The sequence below is a fragment of the Paraburkholderia diazotrophica genome (genome assembly GCF_038900755.1).
In the GTDB taxonomy this organism is placed as follows: Bacteria; Pseudomonadota; Gammaproteobacteria; order Burkholderiales; family Burkholderiaceae; genus Paraburkholderia; species Paraburkholderia diazotrophica_A.
This window is the reverse complement of sequence record NZ_JBBPEN010000004.1, coordinates 81,875-94,994: the sequence shown is the minus strand read 5'-3', so window position 1 is coordinate 94,994 and position 13,120 is coordinate 81,875. Positions and strand designations below refer to the sequence as shown.

The window sequence follows — 13,120 nt, the reverse complement described above, 5'->3', positions numbered from 1 at the left end:
TCAGCCACTCCAATGAGAGGATTGCTTCAATGCTTGTCGAACGCGGGCATCACGTCGGAGATGAACAGCTCCAGTGACTTGCGCTTGCGCTCGAAGCTCATATGGCTGTCGAGCCAGAAGCTGTACTGGTCGTAGCCGAGTTCTTCGTAGCCCTTGAGGCGCGCGATGACCTGCTTCGGCTCGCCGATCACGAGGTTCTTGCGGATCGACTCGGGCGAGTATTGCGGGAACATCTCGACGTCGGCATCCGTCAGCGGCTCGATGAAACCTTGCGTGACGGGGCGCTCGTTCTTGAACCATTTGCTGAAGTAGCGATAGAAGCGCGCGAGGTCCTCGACGGCCGCATCCACTTCAGCGGCATTTGCGCCGACGAACGTGTGCATCAGCATCATCACCTGCGGACGCGGCACATCAGGATGCGCGGCACACGCGGCGTTGAAGCGCTCGATCAGGTTCACGACTTCCGCATCGCCGGAAGCCAGCGACGTCACCTGCACGTTGCAGCCGTTCGCCACCGCGAACGCATGCGAGTTCGGATCGCGCGCGGCGAGCCACATCGGCGGATGAGGCTGCTGAATGGGGCGCGGCACGGGCGTCGATTTGGGCCACGACCAGAACTCGCCTTCGTGCGCGTAGTCGCCCTCGAAGAGCTTGCGCAGCGCCGGCACCAGTTCGCGCATCCGCGCGCCGGCGCTCATCGCATCGAGACCGGGAAGCAGGCGCTCGTATTCGAAGTTATAAGCGCCGCGCGCGATGCCGAGATCGAGCCGTCCGTTGCTCGCGACATCGACCATGCCCGCTTCGCCCGCGAGCGCAATCGGATGCCAGAACGGCGCGATCACCGTGCCCGTACCCAGTCGAATGCGCTCCGTCTTTGCGGCGAGATACGACAGATTGACGAACGGGTTCGGCGCGATCGTGAACTCCATCGCGTGATGCTCGCCGATCCATGCCGTCTCGAACCCGCCCCGCTCGGCGATCTGCACGAGCTCGGTCATCTGGTCGAACAGCTCGCGATGCGACGTCGTGTCGTCGTACCGCTCCATATGCAGAAACAGCGAAAATTTCATGATGTCGGGTCCCTATGGATCAGTGAGCAAGCGCAAGCGTCTGCACCATGCCGGCTTCCGTATCGCCGACATAGATGCCGAATGCGTCTTCGCTGCGTTCGCGCACATAGCGTTCGAGCATCGAGCGCACGGCTTCGTCGCGCAATTCATCCCACGGAATCTGCGACAACGGCACGATGCGAATCGAGCTGTCGATCCACGCGGCGCCACTGTCGATCACGCGGCCGCGATAATAGATTTGTACACTCGGCGCCTGTCCGCTGCCCGATTCGAAGACGGCAAATATGAAGTCGAGATGCGCGTCGAGACCGAGCTTCGCGAGCACGCCGCGCAGGCTCGCCGCATCGCTCGCGGGTTCGAGCTTGATGCCCGTCGGCAACTGCAATCCCTTCGGCGTATCGAGCAGCACGAGTCCGTCGCGATGTTCGAGAATCGCGCCCACTTGCGCGCGCGAACCGGCTGCCGCCAATGCATCCTGCGACAGGCTGAAGTTCACATACGCGCCCCGGCAATAGCCGAGCGGCGACGAGCTCGTATGAACAAAATCGACGACACGTCCGATCAATATGATGTGATCGCCGGCATCGACGACTTCATGCGTCGTGCAGTCGAAGCTCGCGGCCGCCCCGTTCATCACGGGCGCGCCCGTCGTGCGCGCGTGCCACGCGACTTGCGAGAACTTGTCGGCGGCCTTGGATGCGAACACGCCCGACACCGCTTTCTGATCTTCGGCAAGCACGCTCACTGCGAAGCGGCGCGTCTGCGAAAACACCGCGTAACTCGATGCCGTCTTCGCGATGCACACCAGAATCAACGGCGGATCGAGCGACACCGACGTGAACGAATTCGCCGTGAAGCCGCGCGGCGAACCGTCCGGCTGGATCGTCGTGACGACCGTCACGCCCGTCACGAACGCGCCGAGCGCGCGACGAAAATCGGCGAGGTCGAAAGCCTGTTCCGCGATTTGCCCGGTTGTCGGCTCAGTGGTCCGCGCAGTGGTGGGCTCAGTGGTCCGCTCAGTCATGGCGTTCTCCAGGAATCGTTCGGTGCTTCGGGTTGAAAGCTCGCGCCGGGTTCGCCGCCGATGCTTCGGCGAGGAACGCGAGCAGCTTTTCGTTTACGCGCGCCGGATCGGTGACGTTCATCATGTGGCGCTCGTTCGCGATGATCTCGGCGCGGCCGAACGGCGCGGCGGCCGCCATCGCAAGCGACATCGACGGGCTCGAATTCGGATCGCGCTCGCCTGTGAGAAACAGCGCGGGCACGGCAAGACCCGAGAGGCGGCCGACGTGCGCATCGTCCGAACTGGCAAAGAGCCGATAAGTGCGCGCATAGCCGACGGGATCGACGGACAGCAGCAACTCGCGCACGGCCTGCGCCGCCTGCGTCAGATGAACGGGAATCGGATCGCCGAACCAGCGCGACAGCGTCGCGTCGACACCTGCATTCGGGCTCACACCGGCGGGCGCATCATCCAGCGTCGCGGCGCGCGTCATCACGGCTTCGCGCTGCGCGGGCGTGCGGTCGTACACCGCGTTCAGCGCCGCGACGCTCAGCGTGCGCTGCGGATGCGTCAGCGCGAATTCGAGCGCGACGAGCGCGCCCATCGAATGCCCGACGATATGCGCGCGCCCGATTCGCATCGTGTCGAGCAGCGCTTCGAGTTGCGCCGCGTATTCGTCGAGCGTCGGCGCGGGCGTCGGCAGCGCGCTGTCGCCATGACCGAGCATGTCGTACACGACGACCCGGAACGTTGCCGTCAACGCGTCGATCTGCGGCGCCCATACGCTCTGATTCATGCCCACGCCGTGGATCAGCACGACCGTCTCGCCGCTTTCGTCGGCGCGCGGCGCGTAGACGCTGTAGCTCGTGCCCGCGGCCTCGCCATGCGACACCGCCCGCCCGGGCGCCAGATCAGGCTTCATTGGATTCGAGTTCCTTCAGATCCTGATAACGGTCGCCGATACGGTGATGCGGACGGCCTCCAATCGATGCGCCCAGTGCGATCACGAGTTCGTCGGGCGCTGGCGCATCGACGATCGAAAACTGCACCGTCAGATAGTGCGAGCGCATGCCTTCGTCGTGCTTGTGCATCAGCGGAATCGAGATCGGGCAGTTCGGGCCGCCGCGCAAGTTCGTGAAGCTCAGATAGCTCTTCGCACCGACGGCCTTCCGATAGTGGTTGCCGAAACGCAGCGTGTGAATCAGCGCGGACGCATGCTCGATTTCGCCCGACGTGCCGACGACGGCCGCCTTGCCGTAGCCTTCGATTGCGTCGCCCGAGCCCGCGACGCGCAGCATTTCCGCCGTCAGCATTTCGCCGAGCTGCGGCGCGAGCCCGTGAATCTCCGGCTTGAGGTCTTCGACGAAGCCGCGCCCTGCCCACGGATTGCGCAGCACGGCCGCCGCGCCGAACAGCTTCAACGGCCGGGCCGCTTCCTTGCCGCCTTCGATAAAGGTCTCTTCCACATAAGTGACCAGCTTGCGCACTTCCAGCTTCATATCGTTCTCTCCTGAGTGGGCCCGAGGCCGTGATCTGCGATCCGTTGAGATTATGGTATGCCATCTTATGGACTACACCAAGCACCAAAGTATTATGGAATACCATGATATGGATCGACCGGGTGCGGGCACGTTTTTCGGCGCGGGACGTTGCGCAATGCGGGAGTTCTGCGCGGGACGGCGGTCGGCAGGCTGTCGGTGGGCGGGAACGGCGGATCGAACGAAAAAGGCCGCCGGGAACGCCGGCGGCCTTGATTGACAACGTTTGTGGCGAAAGGATCAGCCGTTGTCGGCCGTTTCCTGCTGCTGCGCGAGCGCGCTCAAAGCCAGCTCCGCCGTGCGCCTGATGTGCGCGAAGGACGCCGCCGAGGCCGCGTCGGCGTCGCGCCGCTCGATCGCATCGAGCAGCTTGTTCATCTCGCGGTTCGACTCGTCGCCGCGGCCCGGCGTCGCGATCGTCAACGCGCGCAGCCGGTTGATGCGCGCGTTCAGCGTTTTGACGACGGTGAGCGATACGCGCTTTTGCGCGCCCTCGAACATCGCCTCATAGAAGCGCTCGGTGTATTCGAGCACGCGCGGCATGTCGCGCTGTTCGAACGCATCCTCGATGGTTTTGCGGATTTCGCGCAGTTGCTGGACCAGCTCAGGCGTCGATTGCTCGGCGCATGCGCTCGCGGCGTTTGCCTCCAGCAGGCCACGCAGTTCGTAAATCTCGCCGACCTGTTCGGGATCGAGCCGCGCGACGATCGGCCCTTTCTGCGCGACGATCTCAACGAGTCCCTCGGTTTCAAGATGCCGGAGCACTTCACGCACGACCGTGCGGCTCACGCCGAGTTCGTCGCACAGCGTGCGCTCGACGAGCCGTGCGCCCGGCCGGAAATAGCCTTGCACGATGGCGCCGCGCAGCTTGTCTAGCGTGAGTTCCCGCAGCGTCTTGGCGTTGCGGTCGATTTTGAGGTCTGACATAGGCGGCAATGAGGAAATGGACGGCGGTCCTGCGGCGCGCTTGATGCATCGAAGCGCGCCGGCTGGCATGCCATATTATCGTTCATCTCACTGTGATGCCGATCCGCCTAGCGCAATTGCGCGATGCGTCGCGCGGGGCTTGCCACGAGCAGCACGATCGTCATCACGCAGAATGCCGCGCCCGCATAGAACGTCGCAGCCGCGCCGATCCGGTCCCACAACGCGCCCGCAATCACGCTGGATATCAGCGTCACGATTCCGCTCGACAGATTGAAGATGCCGAATGCCGTGCCGCGCAAGTGCGCGGGCGCGCTATGCGACACCATCGCCGCGAGCAGCCCTTGCGTCATGCCCATGTGCAGGCCCCACAACGCGACGCCCACGAGCAGAATGCCCCAGTGAACGGCGTGCGCGAGCACGACATCCGCTGCGCAAAGAATCGCGAGGCCGATGATCAGCAAGCGGATATGGCTCGTCGAATCGGCGAGCTTGCCGAGCGGATACGCGGACAACGAATAGACGACATTCATCGCGACCATCACGAGAGGTACGAGCGCAATGGGCACGCCGCTGTTCATCGCGCGCAACACGAGAAAGGCCTCGCTGAAACGCGCGAGCGCGAACACGGCGCCGACGGCGACGACCCACCAATAGGCACGTCCGAGTTGACGGATGTTGTCGCGGCGAATCGGATTGACGCGCTTTGTGCCTGCATGCCGCAACGGCTCGTCGATGCCGACCGTCAGCAGCGCGACGGCCAGCACACCCGGAATCACGGCGAGCCAGAACGCGAGCCTGAAGTTGTCCGCCCACACCAGCATGATGACGACGGCGAACAGCGGCCCGAGAAAAGCGCCTACCGTATCGAGCGACTGCCGCAGCCCGAACGCGGCGCCGCGCAGATGCGGCGGCGTGACGTCGGCGACGAGCGCATCGCGCGGCGCGCCGCGTATGCCCTTGCCGATCCGGTCCATCACGCGGGCGGTCACGACGACGCCTAGCGTCGGCGCAATCGCGAAGATCGGCTTGCTCAGCGCGCCGAGTCCGTAGCCCGCGACGGCGAGCCATTTACGGTTGCCGAGATAGTCGCTGAGCACGCCGGAGAACACCTTGACGACGGGCGCCGTCGCCTCGGCGACGCCCTCGATGATGCCGATCGTCGCCGCGCTCGCGCCGAGGCTCGCCATCATGAACATCGGCAGCAAGCTATGGATGATCTCGGACGACACGTCCATCAACAGGCTGACACAGCCGAGCACCCAGACGCTGCTGGGTATCTGTCGAAGCGTACTGAGTCGCGATGGTGTTTGCATCAGGCGTCCAATAACGGATTACTGCTCGGTCAGATGGCGCGGCACCAATGAACCTAGCTGGCCGCGAGATACATCGCCGCGAAGAACAACGCGGCGATCAGCGCGATCGCGCTCGCCGCGAAATTCAGCCAGAACGCGACACTCTGAGCCGGCGGCGTGATGTTGCACGCGCGGCACCAGCGCGCGTACCGGGAATAGAACGAACCCGCGTTGACGGTGATCCACATCAGCGAAAGCGCGCCAATGAAGAACGCCCACGCGAGAATGCCCAGCAGGAGACGAGATCCTTCCATATCAGCGCGCCGTGTTCGCGAGGCCGGCTATTGCAGGTTCGGCTGCTGCCTGAATAGCGCAACGACACGAGCGTTCCGGGCAATTGCGATTGTCCATGAGTCGAAAAAACGAGTGCTGTTCCTGACGGGCCATTCTAACAAGCCGATAAGAAAGCTTTCTGTCAGTACAAAACTCGCGGTTGATGACTCAACGCATCTCCACACGGTTTAAGTCTCGTTTAATCCGCCCCGCCTAGATTGAAATCGCCACGAAGCAGCGATGACAGGCGGCAATTCGTTCGAACCGCTCGTTCGAATCGCTCGCTCGAATCGAGCGCATCGAAAAGCAATGCCGCGTCATCGACGCACTTATCTTCACGATGGAGATCGTCATGAACTCATTCGCCAAAACAGCTCTTCTTGCCATTACGCTCGTGCTTGCGCAGTCCGCGAATGTCGCGTTCGCCGCGACACCGAGCCTGCCGCCGCTTCAGCATCAGGGCAATGTCGCGTATCTGTCGGGCGGCGTGGGCAGCGATCAGTCGGCCGCGCTGAAGGACGAAATGCACAAGTACCCGCTTGTGCTCGAATTCGCGGGCAAGACGCATCAGGGTAACGAATATCTCGCGGACATCCCCGTTCATATCACCGACATGCACGGCGCGACGTTGCTCAACGCCACTTCGCATGGCCCGTTCATGCTCGCGTCGCTACCGGACGGACGCTACAGAATCACCGTCAGCTATGAAGGCAAGACGCAGCAGCGCGTGATCGATGTCAAACCGTCGGCGCATATTCGCACGCTGTTCCTGTGGCCGACGCAAACCACACAATCGACGCAATCCACACAAGCCGCGCAAGCGCATGGGAGCACGACGTGAGCACGGTCGTCGACGCGCCACCCGACGAGGCACGACGTCGATGGATGATCGCGACGACAGTAGCCGGCGGCATTGCGGGAGTCGCAGTCGTGACGCCCTTCGTCGATTCGTTCCGGCCGCCCGCGTCCGCGCTGGCCGCGGGGGCGCCCGTGACGGTCGACATCAGCCGTCTTCAGCCCGGCGACATGCTGACAGTCGCGTGGCGCGGCAAGCCCGTCTTCATCGTCGATCGCACTGATTCGATGATGGCCGCTGTACGGGCCGCCGATCCGTTCGTCGCCGACCCTCATAGCGAGCGGCCGTTCTCGATGCCATTGCCTGCGTACTGTCACAACGAGTACCGTTCGCGCGCCGAACTCAAGAACCTGCTCGTCGTGGTGGGCGTCTGCACGCATCTGGGATGCACGCCGAGTCCGCGCTTTCAGCCGGGCCCGCAGCCCAATTTGCCCGACGACTGGCCGGGTGGATTTCTCTGTCCGTGTCACGGCTCGACTTATGACCTCGCGGGCCGCGTGTTCAAGGACAAGCCCGCGCCGCAGAATCTCGACGTGCCGCGCTATCGATACGAGAGCGCGAGCAGTCTCGTGATCGGCGCGGATGAGCAGGGTGAAGCATGAGGCGCCGACGCGCGAATGCAGACGCACGCGTTTTCACGCATCTCGGGGTGCATTCGGTGTTCTTCGCTATCGGCTCGCTGCTGGTCGCGTGTGCCGCGTTCGCTCAATGGACGCGCGGACAATAACGCGTGTGCTGTGTTGTGCCTATACTTCGTCCGTGGACTTTCGATGTTCTTCGTGCAATTCAACCGATTCACCCAACATCGCCATTACTCGGGAGCGAAGTCATGTTCATTGCCATGAACCGGTTCAAGGTGGCGCCGGGCTCGGAAAAGACGTTCGAGGAAGTGTGGACGACGCGCGACACGCATCTCAAGGACGTCCCCGGCTTCATCGAGTTTCATCTTCTGAAAGGCCCGCAACGCGACGATCACGTGCTGTATTCGAGCCATACGATATGGGCGAATCGCGCGGCGTTCGAAGCATGGACGCAGTCCGAGGCCTTTCGCGCCGCGCATCGGAATGCGGGAAACGAAGCGCGAGCGCTTTATCTGGGGCACCCGGAATTCGAGGGATTCGAGGTCATCCAGACCGTGAAGTGACGGGCAGTTCAAATGCTTGCGAATCGCTCCGCACTCGATAGTCCAGGCACGCCCGTCTTTCAGTCGAACGGCAGCGAATGCACGTTCGGCAATTCGGCCATCGCATTGCATTGGACGATTGCGGATCGATCCCTCGGCGAATTCCATATTGTCGATCGCGTGCATGCGCAAACGCTTCGCGTCGATGCGCCGTTCGCAATCGCACTGGCTGACGGACGCACGGTCGGCATCGGCGAATTGCAGATGATCGAGCCGTTGCGCGAAGAAGCACTACTAGCCGATGCCGACGCACCACGAAAAGCGGAGCGCATCGCCGGCCGACGCGTGACCGTCGTACTTTGCGACCGGCAGCAACGTCTGCGGGTCGAATGGGATATCGAGCAGCGCGAGAACTCGCTTTATTTGCGGCAGCGTCTGTCGATTACCGCACTCGCGCAGGACGAGCGCATTGTCTGCGTTTCGCTATTGCGGACGCGCGCGCCTTCCGCGCGAAAGATCGGCGAACTAAAAGCGGTGCCCATCGTCAAGGGCAATGTCTATCTGGGCTTCGAGCTTCCGATGGCCGAAAGCGAAGTGCGCGACGGCGCGGCCCGCCTCACGGTCATACGCGAGTTGCCGCTCGACAAAGGCAAGACGCTTGCCTATTCCGCCGTGGCAGGTGTGTTCCGCGAAGGTCAATTGCGCCGCGATTTCGCCGCCTATCTCGAACAGGAGCGAGCGCATGCTTATCGTCCGTTTCTTCACTACAATTCCTGGTACGACATCGGCTTTCTCACTGCCTATACGCAGGATCAGGCGATAGAGCGCATTCACGCCGTAGGCCGCGAACTGCATGAAAAGCGCGGCGTGCAACTCGATTCATTCCTGTTCGACGACGGATGGGATGACTACAGCGGCGCCTGGCGTTTCAATCACGCGTTTCCCGATGGTTTCGTGCCCTTGAAGCACGCCGCCGCGCGCTATGGCGCCGCGCCCGGCGTGTGGCTGTCGCCATGGGGCGGCTATGGTCCGCCTCGAAAGGAACGCGTGACGCGCGGCCATGCTGCCGGATACGAGACTGCCGGCGATGGATTCGCACTCTCCGGTCCCAGGTACTATCAACGCTTTCACGAAGCAGCGATCGATCTATTGAGGCGACACGGCGTCAACTACTTCAAGCTCGACGGCATGGGCAATGCGAATGTCGTCGTGTCCGGCAGCCGCTTCAACAGCGATTGGGATGCTGCAATAGAACTCATCGAGGACATGCGCCGCGCAAAGCACGATGTCTTTGTCAATCTGTCCACGGGAACGTTGCCGTCGCCATTCTGGCTGCGCTCCGTCGATTCGATCTGGCGTGACGGCGCGGATTACGGTTTTGCCGGCACGGGCAGCGATCGCGAACAATGGATCACCTATCGCGACGCCCAGACTTATCGCAATGTCGTATGCAAGAGTCCGCTGTTTCCACTCAATTCGCTAATGCTTCACGGCATCATCTACGCGAAGGAAAACACTCGGCTCAACGCCGATCCCACACACGCGTTCGCCAGCGAAGTGCGTTCGTACTTCGGCAGTGGCACGCAGTTGCAAGAGCTTTATGTCACGCCGTCGCTGCTAAAGGGAAGCGATTGGGATGTTCTCGCGGAGACCTCAAGATGGGCGCGCGCCACCGCAGATGTACTTCACGATTCGCATTGGATCGGCGGCGCGCCGGATCAACTCGAAATTTATGGTTGGGCCGCGTGGACGCCTTCGAAAGCGATCGTCACGCTGCGCAATCCGAGTGATCGCGTGCAAAGCTTTTCACTCGACCTGCGAGAGCATCTCGAACTGCCGCATGGCATTGCGGGCGGATTCACTGCACGCTTTCCGTTTATTGAATCTCCCACGAATTTTCCGCTGCTCTGGGACGTCGGCCGTCCTCAGTCAATTCGACTCGATCCGTTCCAGGTACTGACGGTCGAGTTATCACCGATAACGCCTACGTCAGCGTAGACGCCAGATCGATCGGCCTGGCTTCCGTCTGGTGAAGATCGAAGAGAGTAATTGTGTTCTCGCCGGGCTTGAGCCAAGGCGCGGGACAATAGAGCCGCATTTGCGGGCCGATATTCCAGTAACGTCCGAGATTGTGTCCGTTGACCCAGACCACGCCTTTCGTCCATTGGCTCATGTCCAGATACACATCGCCCACCTTATCCAGCGACAGCACCGCGCGAAAGAACAGCCCCGCTCTATCCGGGTCGGTGCATATGGGGCGAAGATCTTCGATAAACGAGGCGGTCATCGGAAGAAGGAAAACTTCCCAACCCGTCAACACCTGAGTCACTCCCGACTCGCCGCGCAACGTAACAGGACCGACAAGCCCTTTGCGGTCGATCATCGCATGTCCATAGTTCACACGACCCATGCCTTCGACGAGTATGTCCAGTATCGCTGCGTCATTCGGTCCAGACGATGAGAGCGCAAGAGGCCCGCGATGCACGATATTCAGTGATCGCGCGCGATCTCGCGGCATACGCGCACGCGACGCGCCGCCCACATGTTCGCCACCGATGAAAACACTCGCATAGTCGTGAACATCGCCGATATCCAGCACGCCGCCTCGATAATGTTCAAGCCGCTTCCGGTAGACGACGAAGCCGGACACCTGACCGTACATTTCGAACGGCTGTGGATTGACGGTCTGCGCGGCGGGCAACGAGGACGGAAGGTTGTCCCAGATGGACGCGAACCGCCGCGGAACCAAAACGCGACTGTCGGTAGCGAGCGTGGCGACAGCGTCTGGCACCTCAGGCAGTGGCGCAGCCAGATAAGCGGAAATGATCTCGCGATACTTCATGTACTTCGCAGTCGCCACGCCCTGCTCGCTGATCGGCGCCGAATAGTCGTAGCTCGTAATATCCGGCTGATATTCTCCCGTTTGAGCATCCACATTTGCACCGGCATCGAAGCCAAAGCTCGTGCCACCGTGAATCACATACAGGTTGAACGACAGGTTCTTTCGCATCAATTCGTCGAGCGTCGTTGAAAGATCGACGGTCGTTCCTTGCAGCGCGTTGTCGCCCCAATGCGTGAGCCAACCCGGGTAGACCTCGCCCGCCATGACGGGCACTTCAGGAAACGTCTTGCGCGCCGCTTCGATTTGCGCCGCGTTGCCATTGCTCAACGCGATTGCGCCATCGGTGACATATGTACGGTTCTGTTCCAATTGCACCAGACCGTCTTCCGTATAGAACGGGCCTTCAATTCCGCCGCCGATCCAAAACTGCCTGATTTCTTCGAGGTAAGCGGCATTGCTCGCATACGATCCAGATTCGTTTTCGATCTGGATCATCAGAATCGGGCCGCCGCGTATTGCCATTAGCGGCTTGACGCGTGGGATGAGTTCGCCAATGTAACGCGCGACAGCCGACATATAGCGCGAATCGCTCGCCGAATCGGTCCGCAACTGGATATCGGGGTAACGCAGCAAATACGACGGAATCCCGCCGAGATCCCATTCGGCGCAGACATACGGACCAGGCCTTAACAGCACCCACATCTCTTCGCTCTGGCAGAGGCGCATGAACGCCTCGATATCGCGATTGCCGGTATGAAAGTCGAACGTGCCCTCGCTCGACTCGTGGTAATTCCACATGACGTAAAGAGCAATGGTATTCATCCCCATCGCCTTGGCCATCCGGATGCGATGCCGCCAGTATTCGACGGGAATTCGCGCCGGATGCATTTCCCCGCTGCGAATCTGAAACGGCTTGCCGTCGAGCAAAAAGCCGTCGCCGTTCTTCGCAAAGGAAAAGACATGCGCGCTGTTCATTTCTCTTTCTTCTCGCGCAAGAAGCGCAATGCGAAGCGCACGAGGGTTGGCATCGTGTCCGGACGCAGCAGGCGATCGTCATAACCCGAAAACCTCCGGTCGTTTTCTTCGAGGCACAACATCATCAATTCACGCACGTCGATTTCCGCGCCGGATACGGCCTGTGCGCCGTTCACTGTGAAGTTGTTGTCCTGCTTCTGTTCGTTTCCTTCCGCGTCGAACGTGCGCGCGAGGCCAATGCGCTCCGAGCAAAGAAACGCCCATACGGCCACCACTTTCAGCTCGAACTGGATGCGCTGCCACCATGACAGCTTCGCGCGATGCCAGGCCACCCAGTTCGCGAACAGAAGAATATGGCGACACTCTTCCTGCATCACCGGCTCGAACGTGTCGATCAGCTCAGGTGGAAAGAGCCCGGAGCGATGCGCAACCTTGAACAGGCCGAATGCGAAAAAGCTGTCGATGCATTCGCTATAGCCCGTGACGAGATAAGCCCATTCGGCATCTGTCGGGAATACATAGGGCGCCTCGCCCGCAAGCGGAATGCCATACGCAGCGACCATCCGCGACAAGACCTCCTTGTGACGGTTTTCTTCCCACGCGTTCAACGCGATCGCGCTGCGCATCTCGGGTTCGTCGATGGTCGCGGCGTAGGCTGCCATGCGTAATCGCGCCTTGCCTTCCGTCTGCACGGCGATGTCCCAGATCGGCAGCGAGGCGATCCGTTCAAGCGCATCCGGCTCGAGCTTCGGCCAGTCAAGCACCGACGGTCGATAGGGATTGAAAGTCTCGCGAAACATCCGGCACGTTTCGCGCAAATGGATTTGGGAACCAGGCTTGAACGGGCCTGCGACGTGGCTCGTCCATTGTCGCGTGTTGATTTCGGCGGCATCGACCATTTGCCGGTCGGGTGTGCACTGCGCCAGTGCCGGCGAGGCGAAGTCCGGAATCATCTGTTTGACGTCGAATGTATCAAGCGTCTGCTCGCTCATGGGGAGCTCCACCAGAGAACATTTGCATTGTCGATTCGGACGAGATCCACGTTTCATGCATCGAAATGAACGCGTGTCATCTGTACGTCATGATGCTTGTCGACGGATCAGCCGGCCATCAGTCTATGCCAGCGTCAAGAGAAGTGCTTCTAAGGAGCCGTCGGTGGCA

Annotated in this window: 13 protein-coding genes; 4 read left to right on the top strand and 9 right to left on the bottom strand. The window is 61.4% G+C overall.

Annotation, left to right across the window (positions count from 1 at the left end; genetic code table 11):
• Positions 1-26: 26 nt before the first annotated feature.
• The 7 genes from AABE10_RS14455 to AABE10_RS14425 form a co-directional block, all read right to left on the bottom strand.
• Positions 27-1,070: an LLM class flavin-dependent oxidoreductase gene (locus AABE10_RS14455; protein WP_342933960.1), complete on the bottom strand. Its 1,044-nt coding sequence runs from the start codon at positions 1,068-1,070 to the stop codon at positions 27-29.
• 19 nt (positions 1,071-1,089) lie between these two features.
• Positions 1,090-2,094, bottom strand: a complete 1,005-nt coding sequence (locus AABE10_RS14450) for a flavin reductase family protein (protein ID WP_342933959.1) — start codon at positions 2,092-2,094, stop codon at positions 1,090-1,092.
• Entirely contained in the window at positions 2,087-2,995 is a 909-nt protein-coding gene (locus AABE10_RS14445) for an alpha/beta fold hydrolase (RefSeq protein ID WP_342933958.1), read from the bottom strand. The genes AABE10_RS14450 and AABE10_RS14445 overlap by 8 nt, the downstream gene beginning before the upstream one ends.
• Positions 2,985-3,572: an amino acid synthesis family protein gene (locus AABE10_RS14440; RefSeq protein ID WP_342933957.1), complete on the bottom strand. Its 588-nt coding sequence runs from the start codon at positions 3,570-3,572 to the stop codon at positions 2,985-2,987. Before AABE10_RS14440 ends, AABE10_RS14445 begins: the two co-directional genes overlap by 11 nt.
• A gap of 279 nt (positions 3,573-3,851) precedes the next feature.
• Positions 3,852-4,538 (bottom strand): GntR family transcriptional regulator, encoded by a 687-nt coding sequence (locus AABE10_RS14435; RefSeq protein ID WP_342933956.1) that lies wholly within the window; start codon positions 4,536-4,538, stop codon positions 3,852-3,854.
• A 107-nt stretch (positions 4,539-4,645) separates the two neighbouring features.
• Complete coding sequence (locus tag AABE10_RS14430) at positions 4,646-5,851, bottom strand: MFS transporter (protein ID WP_342933955.1); 1,206 nt, start codon at positions 5,849-5,851, stop codon at positions 4,646-4,648.
• A 53-nt stretch (positions 5,852-5,904) separates the two neighbouring features.
• Complete coding sequence (locus tag AABE10_RS14425; protein ID WP_342933954.1) at positions 5,905-6,144, bottom strand: hypothetical protein; 240 nt, start codon at positions 6,142-6,144, stop codon at positions 5,905-5,907.
• A 371-nt stretch (positions 6,145-6,515) separates the two neighbouring features.
• On the opposite strand from AABE10_RS14425, the gene AABE10_RS14420 reads away from it, so the two are divergent.
• The 4 genes from AABE10_RS14420 to AABE10_RS14405 all read left to right on the top strand — a co-directional run bounded on the left by AABE10_RS14420 (position 6,516) and on the right by AABE10_RS14405 (position 10,140).
• The gene (locus tag AABE10_RS14420) at positions 6,516-7,004 is read left to right on the top strand and encodes a carboxypeptidase regulatory-like domain-containing protein (RefSeq protein ID WP_342933953.1); all 489 of its coding nucleotides are present in this window, start codon (positions 6,516-6,518) and stop codon (positions 7,002-7,004) included.
• Positions 7,001-7,621, top strand: a complete 621-nt coding sequence (petA, locus tag AABE10_RS14415; RefSeq protein WP_342933952.1) for a ubiquinol-cytochrome c reductase iron-sulfur subunit — start codon at positions 7,001-7,003, stop codon at positions 7,619-7,621. The genes AABE10_RS14420 and petA overlap by 4 nt, the downstream gene beginning before the upstream one ends.
• Before the next feature lie 227 nt (positions 7,622-7,848).
• A complete protein-coding gene (locus tag AABE10_RS14410; protein ID WP_342933951.1) occupies positions 7,849-8,163 on the top strand; it encodes an antibiotic biosynthesis monooxygenase in 315 nt (104 codons plus the stop codon).
• Between the two features lie 12 nt (positions 8,164-8,175).
• On the top strand, positions 8,176-10,140 hold the full coding sequence (locus AABE10_RS14405; RefSeq protein ID WP_342933950.1) for an enterotoxin: 1,965 nt from the start codon (positions 8,176-8,178) through the stop codon (positions 10,138-10,140).
• Here the strand turns inward: AABE10_RS14405 and AABE10_RS14400 are convergent.
• The gene (locus AABE10_RS14400) at positions 10,127-11,959 is read right to left on the bottom strand and encodes a beta-galactosidase (RefSeq protein ID WP_342933949.1); all 1,833 of its coding nucleotides are present in this window, start codon (positions 11,957-11,959) and stop codon (positions 10,127-10,129) included. The genes AABE10_RS14405 and AABE10_RS14400 overlap by 14 nt on opposite strands.
• Positions 11,956-12,951 (bottom strand): ferritin-like domain-containing protein, encoded by a 996-nt coding sequence (locus AABE10_RS14395; protein ID WP_342933948.1) that lies wholly within the window; start codon positions 12,949-12,951, stop codon positions 11,956-11,958. Before AABE10_RS14395 ends, AABE10_RS14400 begins: the two co-directional genes overlap by 4 nt.
• Positions 12,952-13,120: the final 169 nt, after the last annotated feature.